Consider the following 17,993-nt stretch of genomic DNA (forward strand, 5'->3'; position numbering starts at 1 on the left):
GAAGCATCATGTCGGCGCCAGACTTGCGCGGGCCTCATCGAGTATGCGCTTGGCCTCGGAGCCCTGAAGTTTCTGGATATCGTCTTGATATTTCAAAATCGCGCCAAGGGTGTCGGAAATAACCTCGGGGCTGAGCGAGACGACATCGAGCGCCAGCAGGCATTTGGCCCAGTCGATGGTTTCGGCGACGCCGGGTTTCTTGAACAGATCCTCTGTGCGCAGTTTTTGGACAAAGGCCACCACCTCTTGGCTGAGGGCCGCAGCGGCCTCGGGGGCGCGGGCGTGCAAGATGTCAATCTCACGAACGAAGCCGGGATAGTCGACCCAGTGATACAGGCACCGGCGTTTGAGCGCGTCATGCACTTCGCGCGTGCGGTTGGAGGTCACGATCACGATCGGCGGCTCGGGGGCGTGGATCGTGCCAAGCTCTGGAATGGTCACCTGAAAATCACTGAGCGCCTCGAGCAAAAACGCCTCGAACGGCTCATCTGTACGGTCAAGCTCGTCGATCAACAGCACCGGGGCGCCGCCCGGTTGTGGGCGCATGGCCTGCAAGAGCGGACGTTCGATCAGGTAATCTTGGGTAAACAATTCGTCCTTGAGGGCGGTGCGATCAGCGCCCGCGCCTTCAAAGCCCATCGCCTCGGCGGTGCGGATGGCGATCATCTGTTCGGCGAAATTCCATTCATAGACCGCGCTGGCGGCATCCAAGCCTTCGTAGCATTGCAGCCGGATCAGGCGTCGGCCAAGGCCCGCGGCCAGAGCTTTGGCGATTTCCGTCTTGCCGACACCGGCTTCGCCTTCCAAGAACAATGGCCTGCCCAGCGTCAGCGCCAGGAACACGACCGTGCCAAGCGCGCGGTCGCAGACGTAATCCTGCGCGCCAAGCATGGTCTGCACATCATCGATGGAGTTTGGTTTGTCAGTCATTCACGCCTCCCGCCGCACTGACACAGACAAGTGCATGGCAAGGCCTGTCCCGTCAAGCGGTCCGGAATTTGGATGACGGGTGCAATAAGACAAAAACCTCTTGGATTTTCCAAAGTTTCGCCAAAGTTCGCATATAGACGTCACACGTAATGAGTGGCGCACGCCGGACCGCGGCCCGACGGCAAATGACGAGGACCAAGCAGCATGCAAGACACCCCCCGGAGTTTCGACACCGCCCTGACCGGACTGGGCTGGTCGGACTGGTTGCGCACGGCCGACGAGATTGTCGAAGCCGATGGCCATGTCGAAAACCTTGGTCCCGATCATGCTGCGGTGTTCTACGAAGACAAACCTGTTCTTCTGGTGACCTTCGAAACTCACCACGGCATTGCCGCGCTGTCGCAACCGGCCCACCCGATCGGCTGGACCATGGTCAAGGCGTTGGGTTGGTCGCATTTATGCGTCGTGGCCAATGGTGATACATGGTTTCGGGATCGCCATGTCTATGGCTATTTCGACCGTCTGGCCGATGATGGGTTCTTTGATGAGTTCGAGCAGGTGATATTCTATGGCGCAGGCGCCTGTGGCTATGCGGCGGCGGCGTTTTCGGTTGCTGCACCGGGGGCCAAGGTGTTGGCGCTACAGCCACAGGCCACGCTGGACCCACGCGTGACGGAATGGGATGACCGCTACAGCCATATGCGGCGCACGGCGTTTGATGATCGCTATGGCTACGCGCCCGACATGCTGGATGCCGCGACGCGCGCCGTGGTGGTCTATGACCCCGAAATTCCGCTCGATGCCATGCATGCGGCGCTGTTTACCCGGCCCAACGTCATGAAATTACGCATGCGCCATCTGGGCAATCAGTTGGAACATAGCCTGATGGGCATGGGGGTTCTGCTGCGTATGCTGGCACAATTGAGCGCCGACAAACTTGACCAGCCGTCGCTGGCGCAGCTTTATCGTGAACGGCGCACCCACGCGCCCTATCTCAAGCGGGTCTTGGCGAAACTGGAACAGGCGGGACGCCTGAGGCTTGTCGCCCTGTGGTGTCAGTGCATCTTGCGCCGCACACCGGGGCCGCGTTTTCGTCGGGCTACGCGAGCCGCCTATAACGCGGCCGAGGCGCAGGGCGTCGCCATGCCAAAGCGCGAAGTGGATTAACCGGCCCCGACGGCCCTGCGTTTTTTTGCGTTTGTCGCATCTGGCACCGCATCGCGCAATTGTGTAAAGCACAGCGCATGAGCCAGACCCTGACCGTGAGACGCCCCGACGATTGGCACCTGCATCTGCGCGATGGCGCGATGCTACGCGCCGTCCTGCCTGAAAGCGCGCGCCATTTTGGCCGCGCCATCATCATGCCCAACCTTGTGCCGCCTGTCGTCACTTCGGACGAGGCCCGCGCCTATCGCGACCGGATCATGGCCGCCTTGCCCGAGGGCAGCGATTTCCGGCCGTTGATGACGCTGTACTTGACCGAAGACACCGACCCGGCCGATGTTGTGCGTGCCCATACCGAAGGGCTGATCTCAGCGGTCAAACTCTACCCCGCCGGGGCCACCACCAATTCGGCCAGCGGTGTGCGCGATTTCGACCGGGTGCGCGGCGTGCTTGACGCAATGGCCGAAGTGGGCTGTCCGCTGTGCGTGCATGGCGAGGTGACCGATGCCGATATCGACATCTTTGACCGTGAGGCCGTATTCATCGACCGTGTGCTTGATCCGATCCGCCGCGCCACACCCGGCCTGCGCGTGATCTTGGAACATATCACCACACGTGACGGGATCGAGTATGTCAAATCCGCCGATCACGGTCTGGGCGGCACCATCACCACGCATCACCTGATCATCAATCGCAACCATATTCTGGTGGGTGGGATCAAACCGCATTACTACTGCCTGCCCGTCGCCAAACGCGAAGAGCACCGCCTTGCCCTGCGCGCCGCCGCGACCAGCGGCGATGCCCGGTTTTTCCTTGGCACCGATAGTGCCCCGCATACCGATGCCAACAAGCAAAGCGGCTGCGGCTGTGCCGGCTGCTTCACCGCCACCAATACCATGTCGATCCTTGCCCAAGTGTTCGAGGAAGAAAACGCGCTGGACCAGCTGGAAGCTTTCACATCCCGGAACGGCCCCGACTTCTACCGCCTGCCGGTCAACGACAGCACCCTGACCCTGACCAAGAGCGATCAGCCCATGGATTATCCGGCGCAGATCGTCACCGGCGATGGTCCTGTTACTGTTTTTGACCCAGGCTTTCCCCTGTATTGGCAGGTCAGCTGACCGCTTTCTTCGTGCTGAAATATCATTGCCCGAGGCATGAAACCTACGGTGCCCGGCCTGCAAAGGACAAAATACGATGATCCCGACCTCCTACCCCGCGCCCCAAGAAATCGCCCGCCTGACCGCGCGGATGCTGCTGGAAATCGGGGCTGTGCATTTCAATGCCGATGAACCGTTCACACTGGCCAGCGGCCTGCCGTCGCCCACCTATATCGACTGCCGCAAGCTGATCTCGTATCCGCGCATCCGCTCCACGCTGATGGATTTTCTGACCGTCACCGTGATGCGCAACGCCGGGCTTGAGGCATTCGACAACATCGCCGGGGGGGAAACCGCGGGCATCCCCTTTGCCGCGCTGGTGGCCGAACGCATGGCCCTGCCGATGACCTATGTGCGCAAGAAACCCAAGGGCTATGGCCGCAACGCCCGGATCGAAGGGGACATGCGCGACGGTCAGCGTGTGTTGCTGGTCGAAGACCTGACCACCGATGGCGGCTCCAAGCTCAGCTTTGTGGACGCGATCCGCGACACGGGTGCGACCTGCGAACACACAGCGGTGATTTTCTACTACGGCATCTTCCCGGAAACGGAAAAGACATTGGGCGACCACGGTGTGGCGCTGCATCACCTGTGCACATGGTGGGATGTTCTGGCCGAGGCTCGGGCGCAAGGCGCGTTTGATACCGCAACGCTGAACGGTGTCGAATCGTTCCTCAACGACCCCCGCGCATGGCAGGCCGCGCGCGGCTAAGCGCGCCCGACCAGAAGCGGATAAAAAATATTTTTGCTGCTTTATGGTCACGGACATGGCGGTGCCGCCTGACTGCGCCACATCATACAGCGGCAATTCCGGGCTGCACCCCTAAATCATGTGTGCTACTTTATACACAGATCATCCACAGGTTTGTTCCCATTGCCGCCGCATGTTTGGCCCAGCTAAGACCACGTCCCAGAAGGATCGGGGGATACCATGAATGAAGTCGCAAGTTTCAACGCCGCCGGCATAAACCCAGGCACCGATGCCGACGCCGCCCAAGCCATGCCACATTCAATCGAAGCCGAGCAGCAGCTTTTGGGCGCGCTTCTGACCAACAATGACGTGTATGACCGCGTCGCCTCGATCATCCAGCCACATCACTTTTATGACCCCGTCCATCAGCGCATCTATGAAACCGCGGTGGCCCGCATCGCCAAGGGCAATCTGGCCTCGCCGGTCACGCTCAAGGCGTTTCTGGATGACGATGAGGGGCTGAAGGAATTGGGTGGCCCGGCTTATCTGGCCAAGCTGGCGGGCGCGGCGATCAGCGCGTTTGCGGTGCGTGACTATGCCCAGATGATCCACGACATGGCAATCCGGCGCGAATTGATCGGCCTTGGCCACGACATCGTCGGCAAGGCCACCCGCGCCGAGGTGGAAAGCGAACCGCGCGACCAGATCATCGAAGCCGAACAAAAGCTCTATAAACTCAGCGAACAGGGCCAATCCGACAGCGGGTTTCAATCGTTCCTCAAGGCCGTGACCGATGCGGTCAACGTCGCCAACGCCGCTTATCAACGCGAAGGCGGCTTGGCCGGGGTATCGACCGGGCTGATCGACATGGACAAGAAACTGGGCGGACTGCACAAATCCGACCTTCTGATCCTTGCCGGTCGCCCGTCGATGGGCAAAACCTCGCTCGCCACCAACATCGCCTATAATGTCGCCAAGGCCTACAAGCGCGGCACCCTGCCCGATGGCACCGAGGGCACAGTCGATGGCGGCGTGGTGGGCTTTTACAGCCTTGAAATGAGCGCCGAGCAATTGGCCGGGCGGATTTTGGCGGAAGCTTCGGAAATCTCCTCGCACAAGATCCGTCAGGGCGACATGGAAGAAAGCGAATTCCGCCGCTTCGTCGAAGCCGCCAAAGAGCTGGAATCCTGCCCGCTGTTCATCGACGACACCCCAGCGCTGCCGATTGCGCAGCTGGCCGCGCGGGCGCGGCGGCTGAAACGCATTCACGGGCTGGATTTGCTGATCGTCGACTACCTGCAACTGGTGCGCGGCACCTCGGACAATCGGGTGCAGGAAATCGCTGAAATCTCGATGGGCCTCAAGGCGATTGCCAAGGAACTGAATATTCCCGTCATGGCCCTGTCCCAGCTGTCACGTCAGGTCGAAAGCCGCGACGACAAGCGCCCGCAACTTTCCGACTTGCGCGAATCCGGCTCGATCGAACAGGACGCCGACGTTGTGATGTTCGTGTTCCGCGAAGAATATTACGTGGAACGTGAAAAACCATCGGATGAGAAGCTTGATGAAATGGCCGCGTGGCAAGAACGCATGTCACGCCTGCATGGCAAGGCCGAGGTGGTCATCGGCAAACAGCGCCACGGCCCCATCGGCACGGTCGAGCTGAGCTTCGAATCACAGTTCACCCGCTTCGGCAACCTGATCAAACCTTGGCAGCAAGGTGCCGAGCAGGACTTCTAGGCGCAGGCGCCGGGTGTTGCAGCAGCTGCCCCTTCATTGTTCCAAAAATACTCAAACCGGCACGCGGGTGCGGCCCGGGTGCCGCGCGTGGGGCTTCTGATCCCGGTTGCAGCCTGTTTCCTCTTGACCCTTGCCCGCATCCTGTCAAAACCCGAGGCCATGAGCAGCGCAACCTTAACAATTGATCTTGATGCCATCTGCGCCAACTGGCGCGCATTGGACGCCCAAAGCACCAGTGAAACCGCCGCCGTGGTCAAGGCTGACGCCTACGGGCTCGGTGCCGACCGCGTGGCCCGCGCGTTGGCCAAGGCGGGCGCACGCACGTTTTTCGTCGCCATCGCCGAAGAAGGTGCCGCTCTGCGTCAGGCGTTGGGACCGGGGCCCGTGATCAACGTTTTTTCCGGCCATATGGCGGGCGATGCGGATATGATCGGCGATATGGACCTTGTGCCGATGATCAACTCGCTTGATCAGATGATCCGCCATGTCGAAGCCTTGCCGGGCCATCCGTTTGGCGTGCAGCTTGACAGCGGCATGAACCGGTTAGGGATGGAGCCTGCCGAATGGGCCGCCACCCGCGAGGTGGCGCTGTCGCAAGCGCCCACCGTTCTGATGAGCCATCTGGCCTGCGCCGACGATCCCGACGATCCGATGAACCGACAGCAGCTTGAGTGTTTCCGCGACATGACCGCCGACACTGGTGTGCCTTTGTGCTTTGCCAATACCGGCGGGGTGCTGATGGGGCCAGAGTTTCACTTTGACCTGACGCGCCCCGGCATCGGCCTTTACGGTGGCCTGCCGTTTGCCGACGCGCAGCCGGTGGTAACGCTGGACATTCCGGTGATCCAGTGCCGCGATCTGGAACCGGGCGAAACCGTGGGCTATGCCAACACCTTCACAGCAACACGTCCGACCCGCATCGCCACCGTGGCGGCGGGCTATGCCGATGGCATTCACCGGGCGATGGGGGCCAAAACCCATATGCTGGCCGATGGCGCGCCCTGCCCTCTGGCGGGCCGCATCTCGATGGATTTGATCGGGGTGGATGTGACCGATCTGGGATACGATCCCAAATCCCTGCAATTGCTGGGCCGCGAACAGGGCATCGATGTCTTGGCCGACAACGCGGGCACAATCGGCTATGAAATCCTGACCGCGCTAGGATCGCGCTATACACGCCGGTATCTGGGCGGATGAGGCTGATCACCCGCCCCCTTGGTCGCCTTGGGCGGCAGGTTCTGGCCGCGCTGGCGATGATTGGCCGCATGACGATGTTTGCCGGGCAAACCGTGACCCATCTGGCCCGCCCACCGTTTTACGGCCGCGAATTTCTGCACGCGCTGATGCAGATCGGGTGGCTGTCGCTGCCAGTTGTGGGCATGACGGCGCTGTTTACCGGCGGCGCGCTGGCGCTGCAAATCTATGCAGGCGGCGCGCGGTTCAACGCCGAAACGGTGGTGCCGTCGATCGTGGCCATTGGCCTGACGCGCGAATTGGGCCCGGTGCTGGGTGGGTTGATGGTTGCGGCGCGCGTGGCGTCGAGCATTGCCGCCGAAATCGGCACCATGAAAGTCACCGAGCAGATCGACGCGCTGACCACGCTGTCGACCAACCCGATGAAATACCTCACCCTGCCCCGCGTTCTTGCGGCGACACTGGCGGTGCCGGTTCTGGTGGGGGTGGGCGATGTTCTGGGGATCATGGGCGGTTTTTTGGTCGGCGTCGGTCGGCTGGATTTCGGCGCTGGCACCTACCTGCACAACACGATTGATTTTCTTGAGGCGTGGGACGTCATATCGGGCCTGATCAAGGGCGCGGTGTTTGGCTTTATCGTGGCCTTGATGGGCTGCTATTACGGCATGCAATCGGGCCGCGGCGCCCAAGGCGTGGGCCGCGCCACCAAATCCGCCGTCGTGGCGGCCAGCGTGTTGATCCTGGCGTCGAACTACCTTCTGACAGAATTGTTTTTCTCGGCATGATAGACCTGCGCGGCGTTCATAAGGCATTTGGCACCAACAAGGTGCTGCAGGGGGTGGACCTGACCATTCCCACCGGCTCGTCGATGGTGATCATCGGCGGCTCGGGCACCGGGAAATCGGTGGCGCTGAAATGCATTCTGGGCTTGATCCGCCATGACGCGGGCGAAATTCTGCTGGACGGCAAGGACGTGACCAAAGGCGACCGTGACGCATTTCTGGCGCGCTTTGGCATGTTGTTTCAGGGCGGCGCGCTGTTTGACAGCCTGCCAGTATGGCAAAACGTGGCGTTCCGCCTGCTGCGCGGCTCGCTCAAGCGGCCCAAGGCCGAAGCCCGCGAAATCGCCATCGAAAAGCTGCGCCGCGTCGGCCTGACGCCGGAACAGGCCGATAAATTCCCCGCTGAGCTGTCGGGCGGGATGCAGAAACGCGTGGGCCTTGCCCGCGCCATCGCCGCCGAGCCCGAGATCATCTTTTTCGACGAGCCGACCACCGGGCTTGATCCGATCATGTCGGGCGTGATCAACGACCTGATCCGCGAAATCGTCGTGGAAATGGGCGCCACCGCCATGACCATCACCCATGATATGACATCGGTGCGCGCCATCGCCGACAACGTGGCGATGCTGCATGACGGGGTGATCCAATGGACCGGACCGGTGGCCGATATGGATGCCTCGGGCGACCCCTACCTTGATCAGTTCATCCACGGCCGCGCCGACGGCCCGATCGAGGCGGTGCGATAGCCGCGATGCAAGCCGTTTCGAAACGGCTTGGCAAAAATCTTCGAAGATTTTTGCGCGCAATCGTAAGCTATGTGACACTTAAACACCCGGATAGGCGAACCTGATGTTGAAATACGCAAACTTGGCGCTGTTGATCCTCTACCCCGTCGCTTGGTTTGCGCCGCTCTTGCGCGCGGGGATTGACCTGCCGCTGTTCGGCCTATCCGAGATCAGCGTTGTTTCAGGCCTGCAAAGCCTTTGGGACACCGACGTCGTGCTGGCGCTGATCGTCACCGCCTTTGCCCTGTTCGCGCCTTATCTGAAAACCATCGGCCTTGCGCTTGTTCATTTCGGCCTCATGCGCCGCAAGGTTCTGCCGGTGCTGCACATTTTTGGCAAACTGGCGATGGCCGACGTTTTTCTGATCGCGGTCTATATCACCGTCCTCAAGGGCATTGGCTTGGGCCGGATCGAGGTGGCTTGGGGGTTATACCTGTTCACGGCATGCATTCTGGCCTCGATCGGACTCAGCTATTTGACCGACAAGCGCCGCCAGAACAGAGCAAATGTTGACAGATCGGCAACAAAAACACCCGAAAACCGCTGCAAACCCTGACTTGACACAAAGTTAATCGCGCGCGCCCTAGTAATTCCTCCCAAACCGGCGAAAAATCGCTTATATTGATGTGATAGGTCTTTCTGGGGGGAAAGTCGTGCCAAGCCAAATCAAACCCTTTGTCGGACTGTGCGCGCAGCTTTTGCAGCGGCTGGCGGTTGTGATTTTTGTCCTTGCGGCCGTGGTTCTCTATGGGGTGACCTTGATGGCTGCATTTGGGGCCGTGCCATGGCTTGAGATTCAAGCGTCGGTCGGCGGTGTGCTCTATGAAAATGCCGGGCAGATCGCGCAAATCGGGGTGACGGGTCTGGCGGTTTTGCTGTGCTTTTACCTGCCAAGCAATGCACGGATCATGCGGCTGGAGACCTCGCACCGGCGGTTCGAGACCGGCATGCACGATGTGGCGCGCGCCTATGCGCTGGCCCATGCCGCCGACCGCGAAGGCCTGTTTCGCATGTCCTCCGAGTTTGACGCGGTGCGCGAGCGGCTCAACTATCTGCGCGATCATCCCGATCTGCAAAGCCTAGAGCCAGCGCTGTTGGATGTGGCTGCCCAAATGTCGCATATCAGCCGTGAATTGGCCGAGGTCTATTCAGACGAACGGGTGGACCGCGCGCGCGCCTTCCTGACCCAACGCCAACAAGAGGTGGACGCCTTCAATGCCCGGCTGGATCACGCCAAGCAGGTGTGCCGCTACCTGAAACATTGGGCGCATGAGGTTGATCTGGAAGAAAGCGTTGCGGTCAGTCAACTCAATCGCCTGCGCGACGACCTGCGCGATATTCTACCTGAACTCGGCCACGAGGACGTGGTCGATGCCGGACAGAGGGTTCTTGATCTGTCCAAGAAAGCCGCTGAATAGGGGTTTGACGGCCCGCCCCCCTTCGGGCAAGAGCATCCTATGGCGAAACTTAACACCTTTACCTGCTCGGCCTGCGGGGCCTCGTTCTCGAAATGGTCGGGCCGCTGCGATGGCTGCGGCGAATGGAACACCATCGTCGAGGAAGCACCGCTTTCGGCCGGGCCCGCGTCGAAATCTTTGGGCGCGAAACGCGGCACACCGATCACGCTGACCGATTTGTCAGCCAAGGAAACCCCGCCGCCGCGCACCGGCTCGGGGATGGATGAGTTGGACAGGGTTCTGGGCGGCGGCCTTGTGCCAGCCAGCGCCATCCTTGTCGGCGGGGATCCGGGCATCGGCAAATCGACCTTGCTGCTGCAAGCCGCCGCGCGGTTCGCACAAGCGGGTCTGAAAACCTTCTATATTTCCGGCGAAGAGGCCAGCGCGCAGGTTCGGATGCGGGCGCAGCGCCTTGCACTGGCCGACGCACCGGTGAAACTGGCCGCGGCCACCAGCCTGCGCGACATCCTCACGACCCTTGAAACCGAAGCCCCTGATCTGGTGATCATCGATTCGATCCAAACGGTCTGGGCCGATAACGTGGACAGCGTGCCCGGCAGCGTCAGCCAAGTGCGCGCCGCCGCGCATGAATTGACAACCTTTGCCAAGCGCAAGGGCTCAAGCGTCGTGATGGTGGGCCATGTCACCAAGGACGGCCAAATCGCCGGGCCGCGCGTTGTCGAACATATGGTCGATACGGTGCTGTATTTCGAAGGCGAACGCGGCCACCAGTTTCGCATTTTGCGCAGCGTCAAGAACCGCTTTGGCCCGGCTGACGAAATCGGTGTGTTCGAGATGACCGGCGCCGGGCTGGCCGAGGTGGCCAACCCGTCCGAGCTGTTTTTATCGGGGCGTGGCAACCCGGCCCCCGGTTCGGTTGTGTTCGCCGGGATCGAGGGCACGCGGCCCGTTCTGGTGGAAATGCAGGCGCTTGTCGCCCCAACCCCGCACAGCCAACCGCGCCGCGCGGTGGTGGGCTGGGACAGCGCGCGCCTGTCAATGATCTTGGCCGTGCTTGAGGCGCGCTGCGGCATACCCTTTGCGGGGCTCGACGTTTACCTGAATGTCGCGGGCGGCATCAAGATATCCGAACCGGCCGCCGATCTGGCCGTGGCCGCCGCGCTGCTGAGTGCGCGCGAGGACACCAGCCTGCCATCGGAGACCGTGGTTTTCGGCGAAATCAGCCTGTCCGGCGCGCTCAGGCCGGTGGGCCAAACCGAAAACAGGTTGAAAGAGGCGCGAAAACTTGGTTTCACATCAGCTATTGTGCCGACGGGCGGAAAACCCGGCGGTGATGGCGGGCTGACACTGACGCGCATGAGCGATCTGACAGCTTTTGTAGGTGAAGTTATCGGCGCAGGGTAAACAAAGCGTCGCAAGGGACAGGACGGAACATATGGACGGTTTCACCATTATCGACGGCGTTGTGGCGCTTGTCATCGTCTTGTCGGCCCTGCTGGCCTATTCGCGCGGTCTGGTGCGCGAGGCGCTGGCGATCGCGGGCTGGGTCGTGGCCGGCCTTCTAGCTTTCATCTTTGCGCCGCAGGTCGAACCACTGGTCAAAGAGGTGCCGGTGATCGGCGACTTCATCGCCGACAGTTGCGAATTGTCGATGATCGGGGCGTTCGCCTTGGTCTTTGCCGTGGCCTTGATCGTGGCATCATTCATCACCCCGCTGTTTTCGTCGCTTGTGCAGCGCTCGGCACTGGGCGGTGTGGATCAGGCGTTGGGCTTTTTGTTCGGCGTGGCGCGCGGCATCCTTTTGGTGGCGATCGCGTATTTTGTGTACGAAACCGTGGTCACCAGCCAGAACATCGCGGTGATCGACGATAGCCGCTCGGCCCGGGTTTTTAGCCGGATGACCGAAAAGGTACAGGACGGGAACCCCGAACAGGCGTTGGGCTGGATCACCCTGCAATACGAGGAACTGGTCAGCGCCTGCGATGCGCCCGCTGCGCCAGAAACAGACACAACCGGCAACTGAACGCCGCTTTGATCGCCGGAGGTCAAATGCAAACGTCCCCTCTGCTGGCCATGCTGCTGGTGATCACCGCCGGGGCTGCAATTGCCTTGCAGTCACCTCTGAATGCCGCGCTTGGCCGCCATATCGGCAGCAGCCTTGGGGCCGCGACCGTGTCTTTCGGGATTGGATTTGCCCTGCTGCTGGTGGTGACCATCGCATACGGCCATGGCGATCGGTTGCTGGAGTCAGCCCACGCCCCGCGCATCTTGCTGACCGGTGGTGTTCTTGGTGCTTTCCTTGTCTGGGCCACCCTGTCCAGCGTGACCGTGCTGGGCGTTCTCACGATGAGCGCCGTTCTGATCCTAGGCCAGATCGCGGCAGCGCTTGTGATCGATCATATGGGGCTATTCGGCGTGGCCCCGCGCGAGGTGTCTCTGACCCGCTTGTTGGCTGCGGGGCTTGTGGCGGCCGGGGTTGTCCTGTCGCGGTATTGACCGGGTCACTGTTCCTCCCTGCCCGCCCTAAACCCTGTCAAACACGGCCCCTGACAATCGTGTGATAGTTTCGTGACATATCCACGCGTAGCCACTAAGTAGGGATCACCGAGACATACCGGGATTCGGAGCCACCCTTTGTCCAAATATATGCCCCCCGCCCATCCTTTCGACGATGACAAGCTGAAAGAAGAATGTGGCGTCTTTGGCGTGATCGGTCTGACCGACGCGGCAAATTTCGTAGCCCTTGGGCTGCACGCCTTGCAACATCGCGGACAAGAGGCTGGCGGCATCGTCAGCCATGATCCCGATCAAGGTTTCAACAGCGCGCGCCGCTTTGGCTATGTGCGCGATAATTTTACCCGACAAAGCCTGATGGAAACCCTGCCCGGCCCGTTGGCCATCGGGCATGTGCGCTATTCCACCGCCGGATCAAAAGGCCCGGCGCAAATCCGCGACGTGCAGCCCTTCTTTGGCGAATTTGCCATGGGCGGCGCGGCGATTGCCCATAACGGCAACATCACCAACGCCGAGGCGCTGCGCCGCGAGTTGATCGAGCGCGGGTCGATTTTTCAGTCCAGTTCGGACAGCGAATGCATCATTCACCTGATGGCCCGCTCGCTACAGCGCACGATCCCCGAGCGCATGGAAGACGCGCTGCGCCGTGTTGAAGGCGCGTTTTCGATCGTTGCCATGACCCGCACCAAGTTGATCGGTGTGCGCGACCCGTTGGGCGTGCGGCCTTTGGTGCTGGGCCAAGTTGGTGACGGCTGGGTGCTGAGTTCGGAAACCTGCGCGCTTGATATCATCGGGGCGCGCTTCGTGCGCGAGGTTGAACCCGGCGAGATGGTGGTGATCACCGACAAGGGCGTCGAAAGCCACTTTCCCTTCCGCAAGCAATCGTCGCGCTTTTGCATCTTCGAACATGTCTATTTCTCGCGTCCCGATTCGATCATCGGGGGCCGCTCGGTCTATGAAAATCGCCGCCAGATTGGCGTGGAACTGGCGAGAGAGGCCCCTGTCGACGCTGACCTCGTGTGTCCCGTGCCCGACAGCGGAACGCCCGCAGCGATTGGCTATAGTCAGGAATCGGGTATCCCCTACGCCATGGGAATCATCCGCAACCAATACATGGGCCGCACTTTCATCGAGCCGACCGAGCAAATCCGGAACATGGGTGTTCGCCTGAAACTGAACGTCAACCGCGCACTGATTCAGGGCAAGCGGGTGATCTTGGTGGATGACAGCGTGGTGCGCGGCACCACCAGCCGCAAGATCAAGGAAATGATCCTCGATGCCGGCGCGAAAGAGGTCCATTTCCGCATCGCCAGCCCGCCCACGGCGTGGCCTTGTTTCTACGGGGTGGACACGCCGCAGCGTGAAAAACTGTTGGCCGCGACCATGAGCGAAGAAGAAATGCGTGAGCATCTCAATGTGGACAGCCTGAAATTCATTACGCTCGACGGGCTTTATCGCGCCGTGGGCGAATCTTCAGGCCGAAATGCCAAATGCCCGCAATATTGCGATGCGTGTTTCTCGGGCGAATACCCGGTGACGCCCTCGGACATGATCGAAAAAGGGTTTGAAATGAAGGCCGCCGAATAACGGCGGCTTTCGCCTATGCCTGGCGCGGCCGCCTGCAAGGGCGGATAAGCGGCACGCTGCCTGCACGCGCCGAATGTGGCACTATCCTGCCGACACCGACACCCGCCTTTTGCATCGGCCCGGCGCACCCTTTAGGGGACGCGAAACCGCAGTCAAAACAGGCGCTTTCGCAACATGACGCAATCCACCACAGCCACGACACCCACAATCAAAGCCGCAGCCACGCAGAAAAACGCGCTGCCCCGCCGTGGGCTTGTGTTGCTGGGCACTTTTGTGAAACCCGACGGGCCTTATGCGCTGATCCGCGGCAGCAATGGGAGGATCACCCGCGTGCGCCCCGGTGACAGTGTCGGCGGGCTGCGAATCACCGGCATTGAGTCCGGCCTTGTGCACACCAACCGCAACAACCGCCCCGGCCGGCTCCGTATCGCGGGCGAATAAACCGCATCCTTTGGCCTTGACCTTGGCCTGATTTCTGCCAAACCAATGGCTATGATTGACCGTATCGCCCTCATCACTGGAGCATCGCGCGGCCTTGGTTTTGCCATGGCCGCAGCGCTGGCTGACACACACCATATCGTGGCCGTAGGCCGCACCACCGGCGCGCTTGAGGAACTGGATGACCGCATTCAGGCCAAGGGCGGACAAGCCACGCTTGCGCCAATGGACATTACCAATGTCGACGCCATGCGCCAACTGTGCCGCTCGATCCATGATCGTTGGGGCAAGGTGGATATGTGGGTTCACACAGCGGTACATGCGCCGCCCTTGGCGCCCGCAGGCCAGATGGATGAAAACGACTGGCAAAAATCGGTCGATGTAAACGTCACAGCCTCGGGGCGTTTGATTCCCTTTCTGGCCCCGCTTTTGGGCGAAACCGGCCAGGCGCTGTTTTTCGATGACCCGCACGGCGGCGAAAAGTTTTTCGGCGCCTACGGGGCCTCCAAGGCGGCGCAAATCGCGCTGGCGCGGTCGTGGCAGGCCGAAACAGCGCGCACCGGCCCGCATGTGCATATTCTGGCCCCGAAACCGATGTCCACGAATACCCGCGCACGGTTTTTCCCCGGTGAAGATCGCGCCGAGCTGGTCAGCGCCACCGACGAGGCCCGCCGCCTGTTGGCCACACTCGACTAATCCCGCCCCTCAAATGCTTGCTGCACCTGCCTTGCCCGGATAGACAGGCAAATAAAGCAGGCATTGAAAAGAGGTACGGGGCATTGCGCATTCTGATCACCAACGACGACGGCATCAACGCGCCGGGACTGCAAGTTCTTGAAGAGATCGCAAACGATCTTGCCGGGCCCGAGGGCGAGGTTTGGGTCGTGGCCCCCGCGTTTGAACAATCCGGCGTCGGCCATTGCATTTCCTACACCCGGCCCATGATGGTCAGCCAGATGGGCGACCGTCGCTTTGCCGCCGAAGGCAGCCCCGCCGATTGTGTGCTGGCCGCCATGCATGACGTGATGAAAGACGCGCCGCCCGATCTGGTGCTGTCAGGCGTCAACCGGGGCAACAATTCAGCGGAAAACGCGCTGTATTCCGGCACGCTTGGGGGCGCGATGGAAGCCGCGCTGCAAGGGGTGCGCGCCGTAGCGCTTAGCCAGTATTACGGCCCGGCTGTGACCGACGCCCCCGACCCGTTCGAAGCCGCCCGTGTGCATGGCCTGCCCACCCTGCAAGCCTTGCTGGATCGCGGCGTCTGGACCGCTGACGATTACGGCATTTTCTACAACATCAATTTCCCGCCGGTCCCGGCGGCGGATGTAAAGGGGATCAAGGCCGCGCGGCAGGGCTTTCGCCGCGACATGGGCTTTGGCGTGCAGCCTATCCATTCGCCCTCGGGGCGGCGGTTTTTGTGGGTCACCGGTGCACCGCAACAACAACCCACCTCGCCCGGCTCGGATGCGGATGTAAACCTCAAGGGCTATATCTCGGTCACGCCAATGCGCGCCGACCTGACGGCCCATGACGCGCTGGAGGCCCTCAAGGCAATCGAATGACCGGCCAAGACCTTGATATCGCCGAACGCAAGATGCAGTTCCTGTTCGCCCTACGCTCCAAGGGCGTAACGGACACCCGCGTTCTGACGGCGATGGAAAAGATCGACCGCGGCCCGTTCATTCGCGGCTATTTCGCCGCCCGCGCCTACGAAGACATGCCCCTGCCTATTGCCTGCGGCCAGACCATCAGCCAGCCCTCGGTCGTCGGCTTGATGAGCCAAGCACTGCGCGTCAGCCCCCGCGACAAGGTGCTGGAGGTCGGCACCGGCTCAGGCTATCAGGCCGCCATCCTCAGCCATCTTGCGCGCCGGGTCTATACCGTGGACCGCCATAAGCGGTTGGTGAACGAAGCCAACGCGATCTTTCAAGATCTGGATCTGACAAACATCACCGCCGTTACCGCCGATGGCAGCTTTGGCCTGCCTGATCAGGCCCCGTTTGACCGCATCCTTGTCACCGCAGCCGCAGAAGACCCGCCCGGCCCGCTCTTGGCGCAATTGAAAATCGGCGGTATCATGGTGCTACCGGTGGGCCAGTCAGACGCGGTGCAAAGCCTGATCCGCGTAACCCGCAGTGAAACGGGCTTTGACTATGACGAGCTAAGGCCGGTGCGTTTTGTCCCGCTGGTCGAAGGGTTGGGGCGCGACGGGTAAGAGTATGATACACGATCGGCAGCCAAACCTATCCGACGGCCCAGCAAAAAACGTGGTAACGAGTGAGAACAGGCCGCCCCGGCCAACAAGGGGCGCAGGAGCATGAGGACAAGATCGAGATGACATTCCCCCTTCGCAAAGGCCCACTATTGGCAAGTGTCGCGTGTTTGGCGCTGACAGCCTGTGACCAACCCATGGATTTCGACCTGCGTGGCGCGTTCGGAAACGCCCCCAGCACCGCGCAGGCCGCGCAAAATGCCACGGCCGACCGCCCAGCGCCCGACAGCCGCGGGATCATATCCTATCCGGGCTATCAGGTGGCGGTGGCCCGACGTGGCGACACGCTGGCCAGCCTTGCCGCGCGGATCGACGCCGATGTCGAAACGCTGGCGCGCTACAACGGGATGCAAACCGGGGATTCGCTGCGCAAAGGCGAAATCATCGCATTGCCCGGTCGCGTTGCCGAACCAACCGGCGGCCCGATCCAACCGCCCGGCGAAGTGGATATCACAACGCTGGCCGGTGACGCGATCAATCGCGCGCCTGATACGGACTCGGACAAAAGCCGTAACGCGCCATCCGAACAGACCGGCGCTGAACCGATACGCCACAAGGTGGAACGCGGCGAAACCGCCTATACCATCGCCCGGCTATACGACGTATCCGTCCGCAGCTTGGCCGAATGGAACGGGCTGGGCTCGGATTTCGCGGTGCGCGAAGGCCAGTTCCTGTTGATTCCCGTGGCCTTGCCCGGTGACACAACAGACCCTTACCGCGACAGCAATACCGAGGAAACACCCGCCCCCGGTGCCGGATCACCCACGCCCGAGCCGCCCTCGGCCTCGAAACCGCTGCCCGCACAAGACACCAAACCCGCCGCGCAAGCGCCGGAAACCACCAGCGCGCCAGACCTTGGGCCTAGCCAAACCGCCGCAGCCAGTGGCGCGCGCATGGCCTTTCCGGTACGTGGGGATATTGTTCGCGACTATGCCAAGGGCAAAAATGACGGAATAGATATCGCCGCAAGCCCCGGCGCGCCGGTGCAAGCCGCCGCCGATGGCGTTGTCGCCGCGATCACCGAAGATACCAATGGCATCCCGATCATCGTGATCAAGCATCCCGACAACCTTCTAACGGTCTATTCCAACATCACCAACGTGGCCGTCAAAAAAGGCGACTCCATCAAGCGCGGTGGCAAGCTGGCCGAGATCCGCCGCGAGGGCGCCGCCGCATTGCATTTCGAGGTGCGCGATGGATTCGACAGCGTCGATCCCAACGATTATCTGGGCTGAGAGACCTTAGAGCGTGTCGCGTTTAATCGGTTTTGTATCCTGCTGCCTTGAAGAAGTTGTAGCATTCCTCGTCGGTGAAGAGG

At 61.4% G+C, this 17,993-nt stretch carries 19 protein-coding genes; 18 read left to right on the forward strand and 1 reads right to left on the reverse strand.

Features of this window, described 5'->3' with window-relative positions; all coding sequences use genetic code 11:
• Positions 1–6: 6 nt before the first annotated feature.
• A complete protein-coding gene (locus HAT86_RS10105) occupies positions 7–930 on the reverse strand; it encodes an AAA family ATPase (RefSeq protein WP_167196764.1) in 924 nt (307 codons plus the stop codon).
• A 204-nt stretch (positions 931–1,134) separates the two neighbouring features.
• Here HAT86_RS10105 and HAT86_RS10110 point away from each other — a divergent pair, with 204 nt between their 5' ends.
• The 18 genes from HAT86_RS10110 to HAT86_RS10195 all read left to right on the forward strand — a co-directional run bounded on the left by HAT86_RS10110 (position 1,135) and on the right by HAT86_RS10195 (position 17,910).
• Positions 1,135–2,097 (forward strand): phosphoadenosine phosphosulfate reductase, encoded by a 963-nt coding sequence (locus HAT86_RS10110; RefSeq protein WP_167196767.1) that lies wholly within the window; start codon positions 1,135–1,137, stop codon positions 2,095–2,097.
• A gap of 77 nt (positions 2,098–2,174) precedes the next feature.
• Complete coding sequence (gene pyrC / locus HAT86_RS10115; RefSeq protein WP_167196770.1) at positions 2,175–3,215, forward strand: dihydroorotase; 1,041 nt, start codon at positions 2,175–2,177, stop codon at positions 3,213–3,215.
• A 76-nt stretch (positions 3,216–3,291) separates the two neighbouring features.
• Positions 3,292–3,966, forward strand: coding sequence for an orotate phosphoribosyltransferase (locus HAT86_RS10120; RefSeq protein WP_167196773.1), 675 nt, complete (start codon positions 3,292–3,294; stop codon positions 3,964–3,966).
• A 219-nt stretch (positions 3,967–4,185) separates the two neighbouring features.
• Positions 4,186–5,685 carry a replicative DNA helicase gene (locus HAT86_RS10125; protein ID WP_167196776.1) on the forward strand — a complete coding sequence of 500 codons (1,500 nt, stop codon included), beginning with the start codon at positions 4,186–4,188 and terminating at the stop codon, positions 5,683–5,685.
• Positions 5,686–5,844: 159 nt separating this feature from the next.
• Positions 5,845–6,882, forward strand: a complete 1,038-nt coding sequence (gene alr / locus HAT86_RS10130; protein WP_167196779.1) for an alanine racemase — start codon at positions 5,845–5,847, stop codon at positions 6,880–6,882.
• Positions 6,879–7,664, forward strand: coding sequence for an MlaE family ABC transporter permease (locus tag HAT86_RS10135; protein WP_167196782.1), 786 nt, complete (start codon positions 6,879–6,881; stop codon positions 7,662–7,664). Before alr ends, HAT86_RS10135 begins: the two co-directional genes overlap by 4 nt.
• Positions 7,661–8,407 (forward strand): ABC transporter ATP-binding protein, encoded by a 747-nt coding sequence (locus HAT86_RS10140; RefSeq protein WP_167196785.1) that lies wholly within the window; start codon positions 7,661–7,663, stop codon positions 8,405–8,407. Before HAT86_RS10135 ends, HAT86_RS10140 begins: the two co-directional genes overlap by 4 nt.
• Positions 8,408–8,510: 103 nt before the next feature.
• A complete protein-coding gene (locus HAT86_RS10145) occupies positions 8,511–9,002 on the forward strand; it encodes a paraquat-inducible protein A (RefSeq protein WP_167196788.1) in 492 nt (163 codons plus the stop codon).
• A 97-nt stretch (positions 9,003–9,099) separates the two neighbouring features.
• Complete coding sequence (locus tag HAT86_RS10150; protein ID WP_331272529.1) at positions 9,100–9,864, forward strand: DNA repair protein; 765 nt, start codon at positions 9,100–9,102, stop codon at positions 9,862–9,864.
• Positions 9,865–9,903: 39 nt separating this feature from the next.
• Positions 9,904–11,268, forward strand: coding sequence for a DNA repair protein RadA (gene radA, locus HAT86_RS10155; protein WP_167196791.1), 1,365 nt, complete (start codon positions 9,904–9,906; stop codon positions 11,266–11,268).
• A 31-nt stretch (positions 11,269–11,299) separates the two neighbouring features.
• Positions 11,300–11,887: a CvpA family protein gene (locus HAT86_RS10160; protein ID WP_167196794.1), complete on the forward strand. Its 588-nt coding sequence runs from the start codon at positions 11,300–11,302 to the stop codon at positions 11,885–11,887.
• A gap of 26 nt (positions 11,888–11,913) precedes the next feature.
• On the forward strand, positions 11,914–12,360 hold the full coding sequence (locus tag HAT86_RS10165) for a DMT family transporter (protein WP_167196797.1): 447 nt from the start codon (positions 11,914–11,916) through the stop codon (positions 12,358–12,360).
• Positions 12,361–12,510: 150 nt separating this feature from the next.
• The gene (gene purF, locus HAT86_RS10170; RefSeq protein WP_167196800.1) at positions 12,511–13,965 is read left to right on the forward strand and encodes an amidophosphoribosyltransferase; all 1,455 of its coding nucleotides are present in this window, start codon (positions 12,511–12,513) and stop codon (positions 13,963–13,965) included.
• 174 nt (positions 13,966–14,139) lie between these two features.
• Positions 14,140–14,406 carry a pilus assembly protein PilP gene (locus HAT86_RS10175; protein ID WP_231125877.1) on the forward strand — a complete coding sequence of 89 codons (267 nt, stop codon included), beginning with the start codon at positions 14,140–14,142 and terminating at the stop codon, positions 14,404–14,406.
• 51 nt (positions 14,407–14,457) lie between these two features.
• Positions 14,458–15,099 (forward strand): SDR family NAD(P)-dependent oxidoreductase, encoded by a 642-nt coding sequence (locus tag HAT86_RS10180; RefSeq protein WP_167196803.1) that lies wholly within the window; start codon positions 14,458–14,460, stop codon positions 15,097–15,099.
• A gap of 83 nt (positions 15,100–15,182) precedes the next feature.
• Positions 15,183–15,965 carry a 5'/3'-nucleotidase SurE gene (gene surE / locus HAT86_RS10185; RefSeq protein WP_167196806.1) on the forward strand — a complete coding sequence of 261 codons (783 nt, stop codon included), beginning with the start codon at positions 15,183–15,185 and terminating at the stop codon, positions 15,963–15,965.
• Positions 15,962–16,618 (forward strand): protein-L-isoaspartate(D-aspartate) O-methyltransferase, encoded by a 657-nt coding sequence (locus HAT86_RS10190; RefSeq protein ID WP_167196809.1) that lies wholly within the window; start codon positions 15,962–15,964, stop codon positions 16,616–16,618. Before surE ends, HAT86_RS10190 begins: the two co-directional genes overlap by 4 nt.
• Before the next feature lie 119 nt (positions 16,619–16,737).
• Positions 16,738–17,910 (forward strand): M23 family metallopeptidase, encoded by a 1,173-nt coding sequence (locus HAT86_RS10195; protein ID WP_167196812.1) that lies wholly within the window; start codon positions 16,738–16,740, stop codon positions 17,908–17,910.
• Positions 17,911–17,993 lie beyond the last annotated feature (83 nt).

Origin of the sequence: Roseovarius gahaiensis, assembly GCF_011601345.1 — a bacterium.
GTDB lineage: Bacteria > Pseudomonadota > Alphaproteobacteria > Rhodobacterales > Rhodobacteraceae > Roseovarius > Roseovarius gahaiensis.

Coding starts and splice junctions, on each gene's coding strand:
- HAT86_RS10105 (WP_167196764.1), bottom strand. CDS start 930: ATGACTGACAAACCAAACTCCATCGATGATGTGCAGACCATGCTTGGC.
- HAT86_RS10110 (WP_167196767.1), top strand. CDS start 1,135: ATGCAAGACACCCCCCGGAGTTTCGACACCGCCCTGACCGGACTGGGC.
- pyrC (WP_167196770.1), top strand. CDS start 2,175: ATGAGCCAGACCCTGACCGTGAGACGCCCCGACGATTGGCACCTGCAT.
- HAT86_RS10120 (WP_167196773.1), top strand. CDS start 3,292: ATGATCCCGACCTCCTACCCCGCGCCCCAAGAAATCGCCCGCCTGACC.
- HAT86_RS10125 (WP_167196776.1), top strand. CDS start 4,186: ATGAATGAAGTCGCAAGTTTCAACGCCGCCGGCATAAACCCAGGCACC.
- alr (WP_167196779.1), top strand. CDS start 5,845: ATGAGCAGCGCAACCTTAACAATTGATCTTGATGCCATCTGCGCCAAC.
- HAT86_RS10135 (WP_167196782.1), top strand. CDS start 6,879: ATGAGGCTGATCACCCGCCCCCTTGGTCGCCTTGGGCGGCAGGTTCTG.
- HAT86_RS10140 (WP_167196785.1), top strand. CDS start 7,661: ATGATAGACCTGCGCGGCGTTCATAAGGCATTTGGCACCAACAAGGTG.
- HAT86_RS10145 (WP_167196788.1), top strand. CDS start 8,511: ATGTTGAAATACGCAAACTTGGCGCTGTTGATCCTCTACCCCGTCGCT.
- radA (WP_167196791.1), top strand. CDS start 9,904: ATGGCGAAACTTAACACCTTTACCTGCTCGGCCTGCGGGGCCTCGTTC.
- HAT86_RS10160 (WP_167196794.1), top strand. CDS start 11,300: ATGGACGGTTTCACCATTATCGACGGCGTTGTGGCGCTTGTCATCGTC.
- HAT86_RS10165 (WP_167196797.1), top strand. CDS start 11,914: ATGCAAACGTCCCCTCTGCTGGCCATGCTGCTGGTGATCACCGCCGGG.
- purF (WP_167196800.1), top strand. CDS start 12,511: ATGCCCCCCGCCCATCCTTTCGACGATGACAAGCTGAAAGAAGAATGT.
- HAT86_RS10175 (WP_231125877.1), top strand. CDS start 14,140: ATGACGCAATCCACCACAGCCACGACACCCACAATCAAAGCCGCAGCC.
- HAT86_RS10180 (WP_167196803.1), top strand. CDS start 14,458: ATGATTGACCGTATCGCCCTCATCACTGGAGCATCGCGCGGCCTTGGT.
- HAT86_RS10190 (WP_167196809.1), top strand. CDS start 15,962: ATGACCGGCCAAGACCTTGATATCGCCGAACGCAAGATGCAGTTCCTG.
- HAT86_RS10195 (WP_167196812.1), top strand. CDS start 16,738: ATGACATTCCCCCTTCGCAAAGGCCCACTATTGGCAAGTGTCGCGTGT.